Here is a 17,019-nt window from a genome sequence, read left to right as displayed (position 1 = left end):
AAGCACGCCTTTGTTGCTACTTCTCAGAAAGAGGCAGTCAGACTGACATTGAAAGACCGTCCCATGCCGGGCAATGGGCCACGGATACCAGTCGCTTTGTAGTCGCCGAGCGAAAGGCCGCCCAATGGCAGATAGTATTTCTGGTTGCAGATGTTCTCGATGCTGGCGTCCAGCAGGAAATTTTTCCACCGATAGCTGCCGCCAATCCCCAACAGGGCGTAACCGGGTGTGCGTGGCTCGTTGCGGACCCAGTCGACCGTGCTCTTGCTTTTGACAAGCGTGGTCTCTATCCGGCCGGTCCAGTTTTCATAGGTCTCATAAAGCCCGATCGTGCCGTTCGTCGGCATCTGGTGATAAAGGCTGGAATGGTTCTGCAAATCCTGTCCGCGCACCCAGTTGAGTGTGGCGCGGATTTCACCGGTTCCATAAGCGTCGGTTTTCCATAGACGCGCGCGCGCTGAGGAATTGATGCCGTAACTCTGTGCGTTGTGATTGACGAACTGGAGTTTGGAAAGGCCGGTGGAAAAAGAACCGATCCGCATGACGTTAATATAGTTATGCGTATAGGTATAATAAGGCTGCATCTTTACTTCCCAGCGACTATCTTCCGGGTCATGCCAAGTCACAGTGAAGCTTGCCGTATTGGCGACTTCCGGCGACAGATTGAGATTGCCGACATAGCCGTTTCCATCGCCGAACCAGCCGATCATGCTGGTGGTCATGGCGCCCATGCCCCACGCATAGCGCTCATAGAGATTGGGAGAGCGTGTCTTGCGGGCGTATCCCCCTTCGATCATCAGACTGTCGAGCGGATGCCAGCGGACCAGCGCCGTCACGTCGAAATTCGTGTCGGTTCGGCCCCGTGACGCGGCATTGAATTGCCGCGCGGCCATGGCGTCGGCCATCGACATCATGCCGCTCCACGAATAGGGCGACACCTGTCCCGTGTTCATCATCACCAGATCGCTACGGAAACCGAGCAGCGTGGAGACACGGGGAAGCCACTGGGCGTTCCACTCCGCATAGTGGCCAAGGCGGTCGCGATGACCGTTATTGATATTATGGAATGTATTTGGTCCCATCATCATGCTGTTCAGAAGTGGCGGCCACCAGTCATTGAGCCCGTTATGGTCAAACTCACTTCCGAGAGTCAGCGTATGAGCGGGAGCCAGACGCACCGTGGCTTTCAGGCTGTAACCGACTGAACGGGAGTCCGTGTTCATAGGCATACCGGTAGTTGGGCTGTGACCGCCCTTGTCGTTCATCATGTTCATCACATGATCGACGCGCTGCCAGTAAGCTCGTGCTTCCAGAACGCCCCAGTCGAAATCGCCCTTGTATTTTCCGTTCACGTAAGTCGAACGGTTGTTGGTCATGTCCATATACTGGTTGGGAAACCCTTCGTAGGGGATATCCTGCTGACCGAATGTGATCGCCGCCAGATGGTTATCTTTGTGAAAACCGGCCGTGACGGCGTGATTGAATGTCAGATAACTGGTGGAACGCACCTGTTTTCCATTGCCACCTGTTCGGTAGTTGCTCGCATGGGCATAGGAGCCGGTGTAGCGCAGGCTCCATGTGTCGTTGGCAACGGTAATCGTGCCCGAAGCGCCGGAACCGCCACCATTGCTCCGATAATCCCCCCGTACGTGGCCCGTGACGAGCAGCTTGCCATGTTCCGCAAACAACGGATCGCGGCGTTCGACGACGATGCTGCCGCCCGTGCTGTCGCCGCCAATGCTCACGGGCGTAATGCCGGCAATGGCTTCCGCTTTCGATACGGAATCCGGATCAACATAAGATAGCGCCGGATTCATATGATTGGGGCACGCCGATGCGATGCGCATTCCGTCGACGATGGTTGCAACACGGTCATCCGCCATACCGTTCAGCACTGGCAACGCGGAGACGCCGCCCGCGGAATAGGCGCTGAAACCCAGACTGTGTCGAAAGAGCGAAGATGTGTCCGCGCTATGATTATCATGAAGGCGAAGAGCATTGACGATGATGGTTTCATCAGCCTGTTTCGATACGACGCTTTTGGCCGCAGGCTGATTTTCAGCAGGTATTTTTGTGATGTCTGTGCTGTGCGACACAGGCGAAGTCTTTTGACCCAGATTGAAAGTAGCAGCCCTTGCGGAAGTCGCTGCACAGAAAGCAAAGCCAAAACTGAAGACAGAGCACAGGAGAATGTGCCTTCGGGTGGACGCTGACATGAAAATTGTCCCGAAACTGAACGACTGTCAGTTACAGCGATCACTGCCAGAAGACGCGTGAAAGCATCCGGTCGGCAGGCTACAGGCTGCAACGGTGAAAGTGGGTTCAGATCAGGAAAGGTGGGCCTGTGGCTGGCGGAATGGCCAGCATGACGGCGGGAGGCGCGCGCGGCTGGACCGCGAAACGGCGCATGATCAGCGTCATGCTGCTCACGGCTGGCAAAAAGACCGCCGTTGCCAGAAGAACACCAAAGACGATCAGCAGAGGACAGAGCGGACAGTCGGCGCCGTGCTGATGCGGCGACTGATGGAGGGGCGCTTTACCCGTGTTGGCTATCTGCCGCACCATATGACCGTGCTGATGCGCAGTCATCTCCATGCCATCCATCTGCATGGACGGCATTTCCGTATGAGAGGCTACAGCCTGCACGGAGTTTGACGGCTGAATGTCTATGCCCGTCAGGCGCAGAATGGCGGCGCGCGGCGTTTCCTGCGGGGCGGACAGCGTTTGCAGTCCCAGCAGCCCGAGAAAGCCGAACAGCGTGAACAGAACAACAAGCCAACGCGCAATGACTGCTTTCATGGTGCTGGCATTGCTCATGATCAGATCAGCGCGCACAGCAGACGGCCACGCCCACAGCTTCGATGGAAGCTGTGGCGAACACGTGTGTCAGGCTGGCAGCAACAAGACTCATGGATTGGGCGGCATCCTGCACTCGGGGCCGATCTTGCCCGTATAGCGGGTCCAAGTTTGGGTCTCACCAAAAACTGGCACCAGAATGTAACCGCGAAGCTTCAGAACGCCCGGCTGCGGTGACCATATCTGAGCGTGATAAAGATTGCCCGCGTCCGGATCGAGAATTTTACCGCTCCAGCGTCCCGGTTCGTCTTCCATGGGACGGAAGTCGGTCAGCATGACCAGATTACACTCGGGACGACCGTCCTTGGCATGAGGCATGGGTTCGTTCGGGCCATAGGAAAGACCGATCAACGTGCCGCAGATTGTCTTTCCGCACGGCTCGATGCGGAACACACCGTCATGCTTTTCGCTGAGCCACAGACCGTAAACAGGGGCCTGAGACGGAAGGGCGATGTCTTTGCCTTCATCAGCCCGGGCGCCAGCGACAGTCGAAAGCAGGCCAGCAGCAATAACCCACGTAAATGCGCTCCGTTTCAGAGCTGTTGCGAGGAAGCCTGACATTACTGCAATGCGCCGAAAGAATTGTGCTGAGGGCAATTCGGTCATCCTGTCCTTCTTCCTTCCGGCCGGGTCGCGTCCATCGAACCAGACTTATCCGTCAGCGCGCTTTACCCACGGAAGCCGTTGCACGGAAACGCCTTCTTCCTCAAGACGTTCATGCTGGTCATCTGTCATGCTGCCATAAATTCCACGCTCTTCGGCCTCGCCATGATGGATGCGCAATGCTTCTTCGGCGAACCGGTCGCCTACGTTTTCGCACTTGCTTTCCACCTCGGTCCAGATCTTCTGCAGGGCAGATACCAGAGCGTCGGGAATGGCAACCTGCTTCGTAACCGCCATGTCCGATTCGGCAGACGCTGGCGTCTCGGCTGCCTTCTTCTGCCGTGAAGAGCGGACAGCAGGCGCCATCAGAGCGCGCTGTATCGCCGTGCTGCCACAAAAAGGACAGGAAATCAGGCCGCGCGCAGCCTGGTCCTCGAACGCGGAAGAGTTCTTGAACCAGCCTTCAAATTCATGCTCGTCGGGGCATCGCAGCTTGTAGTGCATCATGGCAGTGATCAGCCAGCCTGAAGCATGGGGTCCAGCTTGCCGCTCCGTTCAAGCGCGAACAGATCGTCGCAGCCGCCAATACCTTTATTGTCGATGAAAATCTGCGGAACAGTGGTCCTGCCTCCCGAACGCTCTCTGGCTTCGGCGCGTTCCGGAGTTCCGTGGGGAGCGTTGATTTCCGTAAACGGCACGTCCTTCTTTTTCAGAAGAGCAACCGCTCTAATGCAATAGGGGCAACCCGGCTGGGTGTAGATTTCAATTTTCGGCATCGTGTTCCTTGAAGCGAAACGGTACGTTTACAGCCGTGGATGACTGAGAACGCCCGTATTATAGCCTGTCCTTCTGAATAACCTATGGAAGAGCGATGGACAGGCCGTAACCGTGCTGTTTTCGCAATTCAACAGTTTTCCATCTCGGGCCGGCTGATATCTTCATTTGTATCGGGAGCCGTCCGTGCTGCGGCGAGAAGGGAAACGGAAGACGCTCCCACAGCCAGCAGGGCTTTTGTGCAGGCGGTAGCAGTCGCTCCCGTGGTGAGAATATCGTCCACCAGAATGACGCGGCTGCCCTTGATCCTCCCTGCCCGATTCTGTCTGACGCGGATCGCATCTTCTATTTCCCGCGCGCGCTCAACGGCGGAAAACCCAGCAAGACGGCTGGTGGCGTGTGGTCTTTGAAGCGCATCGACCAGCACAGGCACATGACACAACCGACTGACGGCGCGTGCCAGCAAAGCTGCCTGATTGTATTTTCGTTCCAGTAGACGCCGCCAATGGACAGGCACCGGAATCAGCCAGTCAGCATTTGCGAGAATATCGTCCCCCGCCCTCACCATCTGTCGGGCCAGAACTGCTGCGTTCTGAGTACGATCCGCATATTTCAACGACAGGATCAGGTCGCGGGAACCATCGTCATAGACATAGGCAGCGCGCCCCTTTTTCCATGCAGGAGGATGGAGCTCGCAGGATACACAGCGGGCGTCTTTCCCCAGATGCGCTGCGGAGGGCAGCGGGACGCCACACTGATCGCAGCGAGGAGCGCCAATCGCATGCATCCGCACAAAACAGTCCGGGCAGAGGGAGCGTGGCTGGTCTACTTCCGTGCCACACACCGCGCAGGACGGTGGCAGGACCAGATCCAGAGCAAAACGCCCTGCCTGTCCCAGCAATCGCCCTACTCGTCCATGCCGAAAGCTTCGATGTGCCTGCACCGTGTTTTCCTGCGCTCGCCACCAATCGTTATCCTGAATACTCTTGGCACAATCAGCAGATGAGCGCACATGGTGAATGCATGGAAAGCCAGCACGCCATCTTCGACCGCCATGCCGTTCGTCTGCACCGCGATCGGGCCGCCAGCACGCTGTCTCTCGTTTCAGGCGTGCTGGAAGAGGCCGCGGACAGGCTGCTTGAACGACTGGACGATCTGCGGCGCAGTTTCTCTTTAGCTCTCGATATCGGTGGCCGCGGCGCAACACTCTCCGGGTTGAAAATACGCGATATCGAAACGGTCTGTTGCGATCTTTCCTTCCGCATGACTTCGCTCATACGCCGCGAAAGCGACGCGTTGGCAGTTTGTGCTGACGATGAAATGCTTCCCTTTGCCGACGCCAGTTTCGATCTGGTGGTCGCCAATCTTTCCCTGCATTGGGTGAATGATCTTCCCGGCACATTGGTGCAGATCCGGCGCATTCTGAAGCCAGATGGCCTGTTGCTGGCCAGCATGCCGGTTCTTCCTACCCTTGCACCCCTACGTGCCAGTTTCGAAGAAGCAGAACTGGCTGTCAGTGGTGGCGTTTCACCACGCATCTCGCCTTTCCCGACGTTGAGGGACTGCGCCGCGCTGCTGCAACGGGCTGGCTTTGCGTTGCCCGTGATTGATGCCGAGGTGATGGATATCCGTTATCGATCCGGACTTGGCCTTCTTCGGGATCTGAAAGCGGCGGGCGAAAACAATGCAGTAGCGCTTCGGGATCGACGCACGCCCTCCCCCCTTCTGTTTCCCGCTGCCCTGGAGATGCTTTCCACACACTGCGCGGATGAAGATGGCGTTTTGAGGTTGCCGCTGCATCTTGCGGTCATGAGCGCATGGGCGCCTGCACCGACACAGCCGAAGCCGCTGGAGCCGGGCCAGTTCACGACATCGCTTCACGATGTATTCGGTTCCGACAAGTCGGAATAAATCAATCCTGTTCCTTCAATACGCGCGATTGTGGTTTGCCTGCTTGCGATAAGTTGGCAACATGTAAGCTGTTTCCAGGTTTTCGATAACAAAAAGAAGAAAAACCGATGCCAGCAGCTTTCCTAGCCCTTCTCCTCTTCCAGCTCATTGGCTCCGCAATCCAGAAGATGCTGAGCCTGCCCGTTCCCGGCCCCGTGATTGGCATGTTCCTTCTTGCGGCCGTCCTGATTTTCAAACGCAGGCGTGTGCCCGAAGGCGAAAATCCACATGCCGGGTTCGACTCTCCGGAACTCTCCACGCTGTCCCGTTCGCTGATCGCGTGTCTAGGCTTGCTCTTCGTGCCCGCCGGGGTTGGGCTTATGACGGAAATGCCCCTCCTGACCGCCAATGCGTTGCCTATTGCGGTCGCATTGTTTGGATCGACCCTTCTCGGACTCATGGTCACCGGCATCATCATGCACAAGGCGTCTGGCGATAGACCTGCTCCCGAGCGTATCCCTGACACTGGCGGACAGGTGCTCTGACAATGAACGACATTGCTCATTCCCTGCACCATATCTATGCCCGCTTCGTGCCTGCGCCGAACATGGAAATGCTGTTCTGGCTCAGCGTGACCATTGCTGCCTTTGTCGCTGGGATGCGGATCCAGATCCGTCTTGGCCGTGCGCCGTGGGCCAATCCTGTGCTATTCAGCATCGCGGTCGTGGCCTGCCTGCTGGTGCTGACGGAGACGCCCTATGCGACTTATTTCACGTCGGTGAAGATCATCTCCTTTCTTCTCGGACCGGCAACTGTCGCCCTCGCTATTCCCCTCGCGGATTCGATCCGTCTGGTCACGCGCAGCCTCCCGAGCATGACGCTGGCGCTACTGGCCGGGTCACTGACGTCAGTGGTGAGCGGTATTCTGCTTGTCATGTTGTTTGGCGGCTCACACGAAGTCGCGCTGTCGATGGCGCCAAAGGCCGTCACAACCCCCATCGCCATCGATATCACGAAGCAGATTGGTGGCATTCCGGCGCTGACGGCAGCCTTCGCCATTCTGGGTGGCATCATTGCCGCAATGATCGGGGAAGCGACACTGCGACGTCTGGGGGTGACCGACTGGAGAGCGCATGGACTGGCGGCAGGTATCGCTGGAAGCGGCATCGCTGCGGCACAGGTGGCACAGCGCGATCCTGTTGGCGCTGCTTTTGCTGCTCTGGGGATCGGTCTGAACGGTCTGGTCACGGCGATTATCGTGCCGCTCGTTCTTTATCTGATACCGGCATAACGGTCTGGTCGGCGTCAGTGTGACGAATATGAAGCAACCGTTAGCTGAGGCGCTTCAAACTTTAGGTCTGGAGCGCCGTTTTCTGCATGGAGACAGATCACTTAACCCGGCTTCTCTCATAAGGAGAGAGTAATGATCCCTTCGCTGAAAACATTTACCGTTGTCACTGCGCTGCTGACATTGGCGGCCTGTGAGCATGATCGTCATGGTGAAGTGGACTACCGCAAGCGCCACTGGAACGATGGCTCCCACGAGACACACAGACCGCCGCCTGATCGCGGGTCAATTCCCTATCTTCCCTGAACCGGTCCTTCATGTGCGCGAAGCACAAAAAAAGGAGAGCAAAAGCTCTCCTTTTTCCGACAAACAATACGGGTTTAGCCGTGTGTCTGCTGATGAACGATCGCGTCGCGAATGTCCTGAAGCAGCAGCTCGCTTTTCGTCGGCGGCGGAGGTGCTGCAGGAGCTTCGGCCTGCGCGGTGTGCAGCTTGGACAGCAGACGCACCATCCAGAAGATGACAATCGCGACGATCAGGAACTGGATGACGGCATTCAGGAATACGCCATAGTTGATCGTGACAGCGCCAGCTTTCTGAGCAGCATCCAGCGTAGGCTCTACCGGTCCCTTCAGGGTGACGAAGAGATTGCTGAAGTCGATGCCGCCGGTTGCAAGACCAAGAACGGGATTGAAAACGTCCTTCACCAGGCTGTTGACGATAGCGGTGAATGACGCACCGATAATGACACCGACCGCCATGTCGACGACGTTGCCCCGCATAATGAAGGCCTTGAAGTCATTGACCCAGCCCGGGGTGTGAACAGCCAGTTTTTTATCTGCCATGGGATCCTCTGAAAAATAGATATGGCGTTTCTTTATCGGTTTTCCTTACCGCTTCACAACAATAGATTAATGTGATGGCAACAAATAGGCAGAAAGGTTGCGCTTTTTCCGTTTCTTTTACGTTGTTGGCCTTCATAAGTGCCACATCTTTGCCGTCATTAACGAAAAACAGCAGTTTGTGCCGCTTCACCGTTGCCTGTCGCCAATGATCCGCCTATATACGCGCGACTTGTCCCGGTCGGCATCGGGATGTTTTCCGTAGAAAGCTCAGAGATGAAAAAGAACATTCACCCCGACTATCACGAGATCACGGTCATCATGACCGACGGTACCGAGTACACCACGCATTCCTGCATGGGTTCGGCTGGCGACACGCTACGTCTCGATATCGACCCGAAATCGCATCCGGCATGGACCGGTGTGCAACGCATGATCGACAGTGGCGGTCAGGTGGCGAAGTTCAACAAGCGCTTTTCCGGTATCGGCACGCGCAACAAATAAATTTTTTGAACTGGAAATCCGGTTTCCATTCAAAAGTTCTGAAAACCCTGCCGTCTGCCGCGGCAGGGTTTTTTCATGAGCAGGCCAAGAAAGTCAGCAGTTTTTGGCTTGACCGTGAGCCGCTTGGCCGTCATTACCGTGTGACTAGAGCGCGCCGGCAGGCACGCTGGGTCTGGCAAGCCAGCCCCACGAAAACCGATCCCGGTGCCTGCGTGAGCGCCAAAGAACACGCAGCATACAGGATCAATCAATGACTGCTCTTCCCCTGATGCCCAAGGCGACAGCCGTCTGGCTGATCGAGAAAACGGGCCTGACTTTCAATCAGATTGCGACTTTCTGCGGCATGCATCCTCTTGAGGTTCAGGCAATCGCAGACGGCGAAGTCGCACATGGCATTGTCGGCTACGATCCCGTCATGAACCATCAGGTGTCCGCAGAAGAAATTGCGCGCTGCGAAAAAGATCCGAACGCGAATCTGAAGCTTCTCACGTCATCCAATCCGGTGAAGCGTCGTGCCAAGGGCGCACGTTACACACCTGTTGCGCGTCGTAACGACCGTCCGGATGGAATTGCTTTCCTTCTGCGCAATTTTCCGCATCTGCAGGACCAGCAGATCGTCAAACTGCTCGGCACGACAAAAGACACGATTGCGAAGGTGCGCGACCGGCAGCACTGGAACAGTCAGAACATCAAGCCACGTGACCCTGTCACGCTTGGTCTGTGCAGCCAGATGGATCTGAATGCGGCGGTTTCTGCTGCCAATGATCGTCTGACCCGTGAAGGTCAGGAAATCCCTCAGCCGCTGGAAATGGGTAACGGCGGCGAGTAAATTCTTTTGCCCCATCCGCTTTACGCAGATGGGGCAGATAAGATGGGGTGATCAGTTAACGGTTCGGAGACGATCCATTTCTTCCTTGAGCCGGAGTTTCTGTAACTTGAGACGCATGAGAACGCGCTGATCCGGTAACGGACGATGTCCTTCGTCGTGAATTTTCGCATCGAGGGCAGAATGACGGCGGCCCAGACTTTCGAGGCGGGATTGCATGCTCATCGTTTCACTTCCTCCGTCTTGAAGTTGCAACAAAAGAACGTTAACGCCGCCCTGCCCCATTTTATCATGAAAATTTATTCATGTTTGTAGGGTCAATTTTCTACCGCGAATGAGACTTATCTCGGCAGAACCATTCTCAGGCTCTGGTGTCGGATCGTTTGCTGGCTTAACGTGGCCGTAACAAGTTGCCGCCACTCCCGGATATGTGAACGGGAGACCAAATGATGGGCGGCACAAAAGGATTGAATGCCGGAGGTGCGATGCTGCGTGACCGGGAAAGTATGCTTCGCAGACTGCATGAGCTGCGGAGTGAACACCGAGACCTGGATACGGTCATCGACCGTCTGGCCAAGGAACCGATGGATCAGTTGCAACTCCAGCGACTGAAAAAGCGGAAGCTCCTCCTCAAGGATGAGATCACGTGGATAGAGAGCCGCCTTATCCCCGACAACATCGCCTGACAGGCAAGATTTGACGAACCATGGACAATATAGAAGATCAGCCTGACACCGATCTCGCCAAGCGCAGCGGTGTGACGGACGAAGACGATACGCGTGCCCGCGTTGGCGTCATCATGGGAAGCCAGTCCGACTGGGAAACCATGCAGCACGCGACCGCCACGCTCGAAGCGCTCGGCGTGACATATGAAACCAAGATCGTTTCGGCTCACCGGACCCCTGACCGCTTGGCGGACTATGCCCGAACAGCAGTGGAACGCGGCCTTTCCGTTATCATCGCCGGAGCGGGCGGCGCCGCTCACCTGCCGGGAATGTGCGCGGCATGGACCCGCCTGCCGGTGCTTGGCGTGCCGGTTGAATCCAAGGCGCTGAAAGGCATGGACAGCCTGCTCTCCATCGTTCAGATGCCCGGCGGCATACCAGTCGGCACGCTGGCGATCGGCAAGGCTGGGGCAATCAACGCAGCGCTTCTGGCTGCGGCGATTCTGGCTATTACCGACGCCGATCTCGCAGCCAGACTGGATACGTGGCGTGCTTTACAGACAGCCTCGGTGCGCGATGAACCTGAAGAGTAAGGGTGTGGCGCTGCCGCCGAATGCGGTGATTGGAATTGTGGGTGGTGGTCAGTTGGGGCGGATGTCAGCGATGGCTGCGGCCTCGCTCGGTTTCCGTACTCATATTCTGGCCGGAAAGCCGGATGACCCGGGCGTTCAGGTGGTCAATAGCGCCACGATTGGGCGTTTCGACGATCCCGAAGTGCTCAAGCGGTTCGCGACTGCCGTCGATGTGGTGACCTTTGAGTTCGAGAATATCTCCGCTGCCGGACTGGATCTGCTGTCAGAACTGAAACCCGTTCATCCCTCGGGTTCCATTCTGCGGATAAGTCAGGATCGGGAGCAGGAAAAAACTTTTCTCGGCTCCATAGGTGTCCCTGTCGCACCATGGCAGATTGTGCGGGAACGCAGCGATCTCGATCTTGCCGCTGAAACGTTAGGCTACCCTTTCATCCTCAAGACCACGCGTCTGGGATATGACGGCAAAGGCCAGTTTCGCGTGCGGGACGCCAGCCAACTGGACGAAGCGTTTGAAAAGCTGTCGCCCAAGCCGCTGGTTGCTGAAGGCATGGTGGACTTCGCCATGGAAGTCAGCGTGATGGTCGCGCGGGGCGTCGAGGGCACGGTGCGCTGTTTCGACGTCACGGAAAACAGGCATGTTTCGGGCATACTCGATCTGAGTCTGGCGCCCGCCCGTATTTCCACGGAACTGATGGCGGAAGCCCATAAACTGGCACGACGCATTGCCGAAGGCGTCGATCTGGTCGGCCTGCTTGGCGTTGAGATGTTTGTTGGCAGCAAAGGCGAGCTGCTGGTGAACGAGATTGCCCCGCGCCCGCATAATTCCGGACACTGGACGATGGACGCCTGCGCCTGCGGTCAGTTCGAGATGCATATCCGTGCCGTGACGGGCCTGCCTCTCCCTGAGCCGGTGCGTCATTCCGATGCGGTGATGAAAAACCTCGTGGGGCCGAACGACATGGCGCTATGGCCGGAGATCGTCGTTGCGGATGGTCTCATCCCGCACCTTTACGGCAAGCGCGAGGCGCGTGTGGGACGCAAGATGGGGCACGTCAACGTGCTGTTTCCCAAAGGCGGCCTGCCCGGAGAATTCGGTGTGCAGGCTGCGCTCGGCCCCCTCGCGGCGCGAACGGAGGATTAGTTCGCCGCGTGCAGATAGGCGGGCAACACGTCCTGTGGTGTCCCGTCCATTCTGACGCGCCCCTGATCCATCCAGATCACCCGCGTGCACCATTTTTCGATGATGGACGGAAGGTGGCTGGAAATCACCAGAATCTCCGCGCCCTCGACCAGTCCCGCAATACGGCTCGCGGCGCGCTGCATGAACGCGGCGTCGCCTGCCATGAACCACTCGTCCATGACCAGAACTTCCGGAAGAATGGCTGTCGCCAGACCGAAAGCAAGGCGCAGGCTCATACCGGAACTGTAGGTCTTGAGCGGGAGGTCCATGAACGCGCCAAGATCCGCAAAGGCTTCCACATCGGCCTCGATTTCCCGGATGGCGGCATCGGACAGACCGAAAAACAGCCCACGCAGTCTGATATTTTCTCGCCCGGTCAGTTCACTATCCATCCCAAGCGACGTGTCGAGCAGCGTTCCGATGCGTCCGCTCACCCTCACCCGTCCTTCGACAGGCTCGTAAATACCGCCAAGAGCCCGAAGGAGCGTCGTCTTCCCTGCCCCATTGCGGCCCACCAGACCAAGCCGCTCGCCGGGCTGAAGCGCAAATGTGACGTCGGTAAGAGCCTGCACCATCACCCTGTTGCGTTCATCCCGCGCGAAGCGTCCCGGCGATGAGCGTCCGCCCAGCTTGCTCTTCACCGTCTTTTTCAGACTGCGCGCATCACCGTGATAAAGCGGAAAGGAAATCGAGAGGTTCGTAACTTCTACACCGGCCATGATGTTACACCCAATAAGCGATACGGCTGCGCATCCGGGAGAAGAGCAGGAAGGAGATCATCCAGAGCGAGACACTGTAGACCACAGCCATCAGCCAGATCGATGGCCGCACCGGGGTGCCCATGAACGGTCCCCTGACAATTTCGATCAGGGGATAGCAGGGGTCGAGCAGCATGTACTGGCGACCGAGATAGATGAGATCCGGCTTCCAGAGAACGGGCGTCACGAAGAACAGAATCTGCAACACGCTGGCGGCGATGGGCGGCATATCCCGAAAACGCGCGCCGAGAACCCCAAGCGTGAGCGTGAGCGCATACAGATCAGCCATCCACAGAAATACGCCGGTCGGTAGCGACCAGTTCAATGTCGGGACGATCCCGAACACTACGAACAGCACCACAATCACACCAACGCTGTGCAGAAAAGTAAGGAAATTACGCACCATGACGCGGGTGACATGCATCGAGAATGGCATCCGCACGGCGTGAATCACATTGGCCACACTGGTGAACGTGCCGCATCCGTCCGTTATGATGCCGCCCAGATAAGCCCACAGCACGAGCGAGAAACACAGGAAGGGCAGATAGGATTTGAGATCCGTATGCAGCAGGGTGGCGTAAAGGACACCCATCGCGGCAACGAGGATCACGGTGGAGATTGTGACCCAGAATGGCCCCAGAAGCGAGCCACGATAGCGCAGCTTGATGTCGAGCCAGCCGAGCGTCCAGCCAAGCCGGAACAGACGAAGGCTTTCCCGCATATCGTCGAGAGCATGTCGGAGACGGCCCAATCCCCGTTCCGGCTGTAAATCCATTACAGGCTCAGCACCGCGCGTAGCCAATTCTGCTGCGACAGTCGGCTCATTGATTATCGGTTCGGGCGTTGCCATCGGTTCTGAATGATCGACGGGAATAATCCTGCTCTCCGGCCCTTCGGTGCTGCTCATGCAAGGGCGATAGACAAGCGGGAAAGGAAGTGCAAGCGCACGTGGTTCATCCGCTGCCCGCAGCCAGTCTGGCGAGAGCAGCTACACCCTTGCTCGCCGTGCTTCTGAGGGCTTCGATCTCGTGCAGGCTGAACCAGCGGGCATCAAGCGCGTCGTCTGCGGCAATTGGCTCAGGACGCTTCGGGGCATCCACCAGAACACAACGCACGGCAACAATCACGTAGTGAAAGCGTAGCGTACCGACCTCGTCATGGTGGATGGAATCGAAAGCCGTCAGCACAGCCTCGCCTTGGGCTGACACGCCTGTCTCCTCCTGAAGCTCTCTAGTGGCCGCTTCAAACAGTTCCTCGCCCGGTTCGATCCGACCACCGGGAAATCCCCATAGCCCCGCATCGGGCGGGTTGGCACGCTTCACCAGCAGAAATGCCCCGTCAGTCTGAGAGCGGCATACCGCCAGAACAGCGCCGCGCGGCTCATTCACCGGGCGTGATGTCATCGAGGCGATCCAGATCACGCAGGCCCGGGAAAAGACGCATCCACAGCAAGGTGACGATCAGCGTGCCCACGCCCCCGATCACCACGGCACTCTCTGCTCCCACACATGCCGCAAGCATGCCGCTTTCGAATTCGCCCAACTGGTTCGATGAGCCGATGAACAGCATGTTCACCGCCGAGACCCGACCTCTCATTCCGTCAGGCGTTCCCAGTTGCACCAGAGAGCCACGCACCATCACACTGATGACGTCGGCAGCCCCCAGCACCATCAGGGCGATAATAGAAAGTGCGACCGAACGGGACAGACCGAAAACGATGGTCGCCACTCCGAATACCGCCACGGACAGGAACATGGCCTGTCCGGCATTTCTGCGGATTGGCCAGCGGGTCATCGCAAAAGCCATCAGCATCGCGCCCACTGCTGGCCCGGCCCGAAGGAGGCCTAACGCGATCGGACCCGCATGGAGAATGTCGTCCGCATAAACCGGCAGCAGCGCGGTCGCACCGCCTAGCAGCACAGCGAACAGATCAAGCGAGATCGCGCCCAGCATGGTCTTTTGCCGACGAAGGAACGCGATGCCCCCAAGGACGGATTCCAGCGTGATGGGCTGGCGTTGCCTTGTGGGAAAACGCAGTTCGATGCTTGCGGTCGAAACAGCTGCCATAAGGAAACCGGCCGAGCACAGGGCGTAACAGGTATCCGCACCAAACCCGTAGAGCACGCCACCCAGAGAAGGGCCGGCGATACAGGCGACCTGAAACAGTGACGATGACAGAGCCGCCGCGCGGGGAAACACCGAGGTCGGCACAATAGCTGGCAGGAAAGTCTGCTGGGCTGGCATTTCAAAGGCGCGGCAGGCGCCATAGAGCGCGACCAGAGCATAAAGCGCCAAAGGGCCAATCATGTGCTGCCACGACGCAATGGCGGCAGTGAAGGCAGCGATTGTCTCGATCATCTGGCAGATCATGACGATTCGGCGGCGATTGAACTGATCCGCCACATGTCCGGCAGGCAGTGTCAGGAGCATCATGGGCAGAAACTGGGCCAGCCCTGCGAATCCGAGAGAGGCTGCGCTGTGAGTCAGCGCATAGATCTGCCAGCCCACCGCAACTGCCAGAACCTGTGAGGAAAAAGCGGAAAGTGTGCGTCCCGCGAGGCAACCGACAAGCCCCGGCTGACGCCACAAAACGTTATCGGAAGGAAACAGGGCGTCGTTTGACATGAAACACTGTGTAGCAGGCGCGGGGCTGGTTGGCACGGGGGGCTGGTGTCACGTTGCAAAGACTTCCCTGCGAAGGCAATAGGACCGTCTTAACGGCCACCGCGCCACTACTGACGAGATGAAAGAAGGAGGCGCGCACGCAATGGCGACGACTTATGCTACAGTTACATGGGATCAACTGCATCGGGATGCCCGTTCACTGGCGGAAACGCTGATGCAGAAAGGCCCCTTCAAAGGCATTATCGCCGTGACGCGCGGCGGCCTGATCCCCGCTGCCATCGTCGCCCGCGAACTGGACGTACGCCTGATCGAAACGATTTCGGTCGTCACTTATGATGAGCAGGATCGGGGCAAGCCTCAGATCATCAAGGACCCGCAGGCTACTGAGGATGGTGAAGGCTACCTCGTCGTCGATGATCTCGTGGATTCAGGTGTGACAGCACGCGTGGTACGTGAACGTCTGCCAAAGGCGCTTTTCACCTGCCTTTACGCAAAGCCGCAGGGCAAGCCGTTGACCGATCTGTTCGTCATGGAAGTGCCGCAGGAAACGTGGGTGCTTTTCCCGTGGGATACGGCCCCCCTGTTCATCCCGCCACTGGCCAAGAAAACGCCGATCGAGAACTGATTGGCCATGACAGGCGTCCTTCCCGCGACAGAAGGTGTGGATCCGGCTTTTGAGGAATTCGATACCTGGCCGGTCGCCACGCAGCTCAATGCCCTCTGGCAGTCACAGCTTGCTGCGGCAGCAGTCGTGTCCGCCGCCCTGCCCGCTCTTTCGCGTGCCGTAGAGAATGCCCTGCCCCGTCTTCGGGCCGGTGGGCGGCTGATTTATGCTGGCGCAGGAAGTTCAGGCCGACTGGCTGCGCAGGATGGCGCCGAACTGGAGCCGACCTACAACTGGCCTGCCGAGCGTATGCACGTGCTCATCGCAGGTGGCCCAGAAGCGCTTCTGAATGCGGTGGAAAATGCTGAAGACAATGTCGCGGCTGCTCAAGACGCCGTCCAAGGCCTGAACATCACGTCCAATGATGTGCTGGTGGGCATCGCTGCAAGTGGACGCACGCCTTACACCGTTGCCTGTGTGGAGGCGGCCCGTGCCACTGGGGCCGTCACCATCGGTATCGCCAATGTAGCAGGCACGCCGCTCCTGCTGGCTGCCGAGCATGCCGTGCTCGTGGAAACAGGGGCCGAGCCGATTGCAGGCTCCACAAGGATGAAAGCCGGCACATCTCAGAAAATCGTGCTAAACCTACTGTCCACGTCGCTCATGACGGGCATGGGGCGCGTCTATAAGGCACGGATGGTCGACATGCGGAGCCGCAACGCCAAGTTGCGCGAGCGGGCTGTCCGCATGGTGTGCAGTCTGACGGGCTGTGACGCGGAAATAGCCCGAATCGCGCTGGAACAGACGGAAGGTCATGTAAAAACAGCCGTCCTTATGGCCATGGGTGTGAGCAAAACAGACGCCGTTGCCGCACTTTTTCGTGCTGAAGACAATTTACGGCGTGCATTCAACGAATTGGGGCTTGCCAGACTGGCCCGAGCCACATAGGTTCCGCCGCAGGTTCGGGGCGTGGCGCAGCCTGGTAGCGCGCGTGTTTTGGGTACACGAGGC

At 57.9% G+C, this 17,019-nt stretch carries 23 protein-coding genes; 11 read left to right on the top strand and 12 right to left on the bottom strand.

The features are described from left to right. Positions 1-23 precede the first annotated feature (23 nt). From ABF824_RS07425 to ABF824_RS07400, 6 genes are all read right to left on the bottom strand, one after another. Complete coding sequence (locus ABF824_RS07425; protein ID WP_415487621.1) at positions 24-2,069, bottom strand: TonB-dependent receptor; 2,046 nt, start codon at positions 2,067-2,069, stop codon at positions 24-26. A 253-nt stretch (positions 2,070-2,322) separates the two neighbouring features. Beyond that, positions 2,323-2,817: a DUF2946 domain-containing protein gene (locus ABF824_RS07420; protein ID WP_415487594.1), complete on the bottom strand. Its 495-nt coding sequence runs from the start codon at positions 2,815-2,817 to the stop codon at positions 2,323-2,325. Positions 2,818-2,907: 90 nt separating this feature from the next. Next, complete coding sequence (locus tag ABF824_RS07415) at positions 2,908-3,462, bottom strand: DUF2147 domain-containing protein (RefSeq protein ID WP_415487592.1); 555 nt, start codon at positions 3,460-3,462, stop codon at positions 2,908-2,910. Between the two features lie 45 nt (positions 3,463-3,507). Next, positions 3,508-3,966, bottom strand: coding sequence for a DUF1178 family protein (locus ABF824_RS07410; RefSeq protein WP_415487590.1), 459 nt, complete (start codon positions 3,964-3,966; stop codon positions 3,508-3,510). 8 nt (positions 3,967-3,974) lie between these two features. Further along, positions 3,975-4,235 (bottom strand): glutaredoxin 3, encoded by a 261-nt coding sequence (gene grxC / locus ABF824_RS07405; protein WP_415487588.1) that lies wholly within the window; start codon positions 4,233-4,235, stop codon positions 3,975-3,977. 128 nt (positions 4,236-4,363) lie between these two features. Continuing rightward, positions 4,364-5,176, bottom strand: a complete 813-nt coding sequence (locus tag ABF824_RS07400) for a ComF family protein (protein ID WP_415487586.1) — start codon at positions 5,174-5,176, stop codon at positions 4,364-4,366. Positions 5,177-5,235: 59 nt separating this feature from the next. Between ABF824_RS07400 and ABF824_RS07395 the strand changes: the two genes are divergently transcribed. The 4 genes from ABF824_RS07395 to ABF824_RS07380 all read left to right on the top strand — a co-directional run bounded on the left by ABF824_RS07395 (position 5,236) and on the right by ABF824_RS07380 (position 7,717). After that, positions 5,236-6,144 carry a methyltransferase domain-containing protein gene (locus ABF824_RS07395; RefSeq protein WP_415487584.1) on the top strand — a complete coding sequence of 303 codons (909 nt, stop codon included), beginning with the start codon at positions 5,236-5,238 and terminating at the stop codon, positions 6,142-6,144. Positions 6,145-6,251: 107 nt separating this feature from the next. Then, positions 6,252-6,668 (top strand): CidA/LrgA family protein, encoded by a 417-nt coding sequence (locus ABF824_RS07390; protein WP_415487582.1) that lies wholly within the window; start codon positions 6,252-6,254, stop codon positions 6,666-6,668. Between the two features lie 2 nt (positions 6,669-6,670). Further along, positions 6,671-7,414, top strand: a complete 744-nt coding sequence (locus tag ABF824_RS07385) for an LrgB family protein (RefSeq protein ID WP_415487580.1) — start codon at positions 6,671-6,673, stop codon at positions 7,412-7,414. A 132-nt stretch (positions 7,415-7,546) separates the two neighbouring features. Further along, positions 7,547-7,717, top strand: coding sequence for a hypothetical protein (locus tag ABF824_RS07380; protein ID WP_415487578.1), 171 nt, complete (start codon positions 7,547-7,549; stop codon positions 7,715-7,717). A 74-nt stretch (positions 7,718-7,791) separates the two neighbouring features. On the opposite strand, the gene mscL is transcribed toward ABF824_RS07380, so the two are convergent. After that, positions 7,792-8,256, bottom strand: coding sequence for a large-conductance mechanosensitive channel protein MscL (mscL, locus tag ABF824_RS07375; RefSeq protein WP_415487576.1), 465 nt, complete (start codon positions 8,254-8,256; stop codon positions 7,792-7,794). Between the two features lie 273 nt (positions 8,257-8,529). Between mscL and rpmE the strand changes: the two genes are divergently transcribed. Beyond that, entirely contained in the window at positions 8,530-8,757 is a 228-nt protein-coding gene (gene rpmE / locus ABF824_RS07370; protein WP_415487574.1) for a 50S ribosomal protein L31, read from the top strand. A gap of 250 nt (positions 8,758-9,007) precedes the next feature. Further along, the gene (locus ABF824_RS07365; RefSeq protein ID WP_415487572.1) at positions 9,008-9,586 is read left to right on the top strand and encodes a DUF1013 domain-containing protein; all 579 of its coding nucleotides are present in this window, start codon (positions 9,008-9,010) and stop codon (positions 9,584-9,586) included. Positions 9,587-9,637: 51 nt separating this feature from the next. Here ABF824_RS07365 and ABF824_RS07360 read toward each other — a convergent pair whose 3' ends face one another. Continuing rightward, positions 9,638-9,808 carry a YdcH family protein gene (locus ABF824_RS07360; RefSeq protein WP_415487570.1) on the bottom strand — a complete coding sequence of 57 codons (171 nt, stop codon included), beginning with the start codon at positions 9,806-9,808 and terminating at the stop codon, positions 9,638-9,640. A 260-nt stretch (positions 9,809-10,068) separates the two neighbouring features. Between ABF824_RS07360 and ABF824_RS07355 the strand changes: the two genes are divergently transcribed. Genes ABF824_RS07355 through ABF824_RS07345 form a run of 3 tightly spaced genes read left to right on the top strand, consistent with a single transcriptional unit; the run spans position 10,069 to position 11,982 of the window. Next, positions 10,069-10,269 (top strand): YdcH family protein, encoded by a 201-nt coding sequence (locus ABF824_RS07355; protein WP_415487619.1) that lies wholly within the window; start codon positions 10,069-10,071, stop codon positions 10,267-10,269. Between the two features lie 20 nt (positions 10,270-10,289). Beyond that, entirely contained in the window at positions 10,290-10,841 is a 552-nt protein-coding gene (gene purE / locus ABF824_RS07350; protein WP_415487568.1) for a 5-(carboxyamino)imidazole ribonucleotide mutase, read from the top strand. Further along, the gene (locus tag ABF824_RS07345) at positions 10,825-11,982 is read left to right on the top strand and encodes a 5-(carboxyamino)imidazole ribonucleotide synthase (RefSeq protein ID WP_415487566.1); all 1,158 of its coding nucleotides are present in this window, start codon (positions 10,825-10,827) and stop codon (positions 11,980-11,982) included. Before purE ends, ABF824_RS07345 begins: the two co-directional genes overlap by 17 nt. Here ABF824_RS07345 and ABF824_RS07340 read toward each other — a convergent pair. Genes ABF824_RS07340 through ABF824_RS07325 form a run of 4 tightly spaced genes read right to left on the bottom strand, consistent with a single transcriptional unit; the run spans position 11,979 to position 15,404 of the window. Further along, the gene (locus ABF824_RS07340; RefSeq protein WP_415487564.1) at positions 11,979-12,740 is read right to left on the bottom strand and encodes an ABC transporter ATP-binding protein; all 762 of its coding nucleotides are present in this window, start codon (positions 12,738-12,740) and stop codon (positions 11,979-11,981) included. The genes ABF824_RS07345 and ABF824_RS07340 overlap by 4 nt on opposite strands. A gap of 4 nt (positions 12,741-12,744) precedes the next feature. Then, positions 12,745-13,686, bottom strand: coding sequence for an ABC transporter permease (locus ABF824_RS07335; protein ID WP_415487562.1), 942 nt, complete (start codon positions 13,684-13,686; stop codon positions 12,745-12,747). Between the two features lie 46 nt (positions 13,687-13,732). Continuing rightward, entirely contained in the window at positions 13,733-14,182 is a 450-nt protein-coding gene (locus tag ABF824_RS07330; RefSeq protein WP_415487560.1) for an NUDIX hydrolase, read from the bottom strand. Next, on the bottom strand, positions 14,160-15,404 hold the full coding sequence (locus ABF824_RS07325) for an MFS transporter (RefSeq protein WP_415487558.1): 1,245 nt from the start codon (positions 15,402-15,404) through the stop codon (positions 14,160-14,162). The genes ABF824_RS07330 and ABF824_RS07325 overlap by 23 nt, the downstream gene beginning before the upstream one ends. A 142-nt stretch (positions 15,405-15,546) precedes the next feature. Here ABF824_RS07325 and gpt point away from each other — a divergent pair, with 142 nt between their 5' ends. Both gpt and ABF824_RS07315 read left to right on the top strand, forming a co-directional pair. Next, on the top strand, positions 15,547-16,029 hold the full coding sequence (gene gpt / locus ABF824_RS07320; RefSeq protein ID WP_415487556.1) for a xanthine phosphoribosyltransferase: 483 nt from the start codon (positions 15,547-15,549) through the stop codon (positions 16,027-16,029). 6 nt (positions 16,030-16,035) lie between these two features. After that, positions 16,036-16,956 (top strand): N-acetylmuramic acid 6-phosphate etherase, encoded by a 921-nt coding sequence (locus ABF824_RS07315; protein WP_415487554.1) that lies wholly within the window; start codon positions 16,036-16,038, stop codon positions 16,954-16,956. The last annotated feature ends 63 nt before the right edge of the window (positions 16,957-17,019 follow it).

This window comes from Acetobacter sp., from assembly GCF_047721705.1.
GTDB lineage: Bacteria > Pseudomonadota > Alphaproteobacteria > Acetobacterales > Acetobacteraceae > Acetobacter.
The sequence above is the reverse complement of the archived record's forward strand: the minus strand, read 5'-3'. Positions and strand labels throughout refer to the sequence as shown.

Bases quoted from the DNA above. Each gene is read 5' to 3' on its own strand.
- ABF824_RS07420 (WP_415487594.1), bottom strand. From the start codon at position 2,817: ATGAGCAATGCCAGCACCATGAAAGCAGTCATTGCGCGTTGGCTTGTT.
- ABF824_RS07415 (WP_415487592.1), bottom strand. From the start codon at position 3,462: ATGACCGAATTGCCCTCAGCACAATTCTTTCGGCGCATTGCAGTAATG.
- ABF824_RS07410 (WP_415487590.1), bottom strand. From the start codon at position 3,966: ATGATGCACTACAAGCTGCGATGCCCCGACGAGCATGAATTTGAAGGC.
- grxC (WP_415487588.1), bottom strand. From the start codon at position 4,235: ATGCCGAAAATTGAAATCTACACCCAGCCGGGTTGCCCCTATTGCATT.
- ABF824_RS07395 (WP_415487584.1), top strand. From the start codon at position 5,236: ATGAGCGCACATGGTGAATGCATGGAAAGCCAGCACGCCATCTTCGAC.
- ABF824_RS07390 (WP_415487582.1), top strand. From the start codon at position 6,252: ATGCCAGCAGCTTTCCTAGCCCTTCTCCTCTTCCAGCTCATTGGCTCC.
- ABF824_RS07385 (WP_415487580.1), top strand. From the start codon at position 6,671: ATGAACGACATTGCTCATTCCCTGCACCATATCTATGCCCGCTTCGTG.
- ABF824_RS07380 (WP_415487578.1), top strand. From the start codon at position 7,547: ATGATCCCTTCGCTGAAAACATTTACCGTTGTCACTGCGCTGCTGACA.
- mscL (WP_415487576.1), bottom strand. From the start codon at position 8,256: ATGGCAGATAAAAAACTGGCTGTTCACACCCCGGGCTGGGTCAATGAC.
- rpmE (WP_415487574.1), top strand. From the start codon at position 8,530: ATGAAAAAGAACATTCACCCCGACTATCACGAGATCACGGTCATCATG.
- ABF824_RS07365 (WP_415487572.1), top strand. From the start codon at position 9,008: ATGACTGCTCTTCCCCTGATGCCCAAGGCGACAGCCGTCTGGCTGATC.
- ABF824_RS07360 (WP_415487570.1), bottom strand. From the start codon at position 9,808: ATGAGCATGCAATCCCGCCTCGAAAGTCTGGGCCGCCGTCATTCTGCC.
- ABF824_RS07355 (WP_415487619.1), top strand. From the start codon at position 10,069: ATGCTGCGTGACCGGGAAAGTATGCTTCGCAGACTGCATGAGCTGCGG.
- purE (WP_415487568.1), top strand. From the start codon at position 10,290: ATGGACAATATAGAAGATCAGCCTGACACCGATCTCGCCAAGCGCAGC.
- ABF824_RS07345 (WP_415487566.1), top strand. From the start codon at position 10,825: ATGAACCTGAAGAGTAAGGGTGTGGCGCTGCCGCCGAATGCGGTGATT.
- ABF824_RS07340 (WP_415487564.1), bottom strand. From the start codon at position 12,740: ATGGCCGGTGTAGAAGTTACGAACCTCTCGATTTCCTTTCCGCTTTAT.
- ABF824_RS07335 (WP_415487562.1), bottom strand. From the start codon at position 13,686: ATGAGCAGCACCGAAGGGCCGGAGAGCAGGATTATTCCCGTCGATCAT.
- ABF824_RS07330 (WP_415487560.1), bottom strand. From the start codon at position 14,182: ATGACATCACGCCCGGTGAATGAGCCGCGCGGCGCTGTTCTGGCGGTA.
- ABF824_RS07325 (WP_415487558.1), bottom strand. From the start codon at position 15,404: ATGTCAAACGACGCCCTGTTTCCTTCCGATAACGTTTTGTGGCGTCAG.
- gpt (WP_415487556.1), top strand. From the start codon at position 15,547: ATGGCGACGACTTATGCTACAGTTACATGGGATCAACTGCATCGGGAT.
- ABF824_RS07315 (WP_415487554.1), top strand. From the start codon at position 16,036: ATGACAGGCGTCCTTCCCGCGACAGAAGGTGTGGATCCGGCTTTTGAG.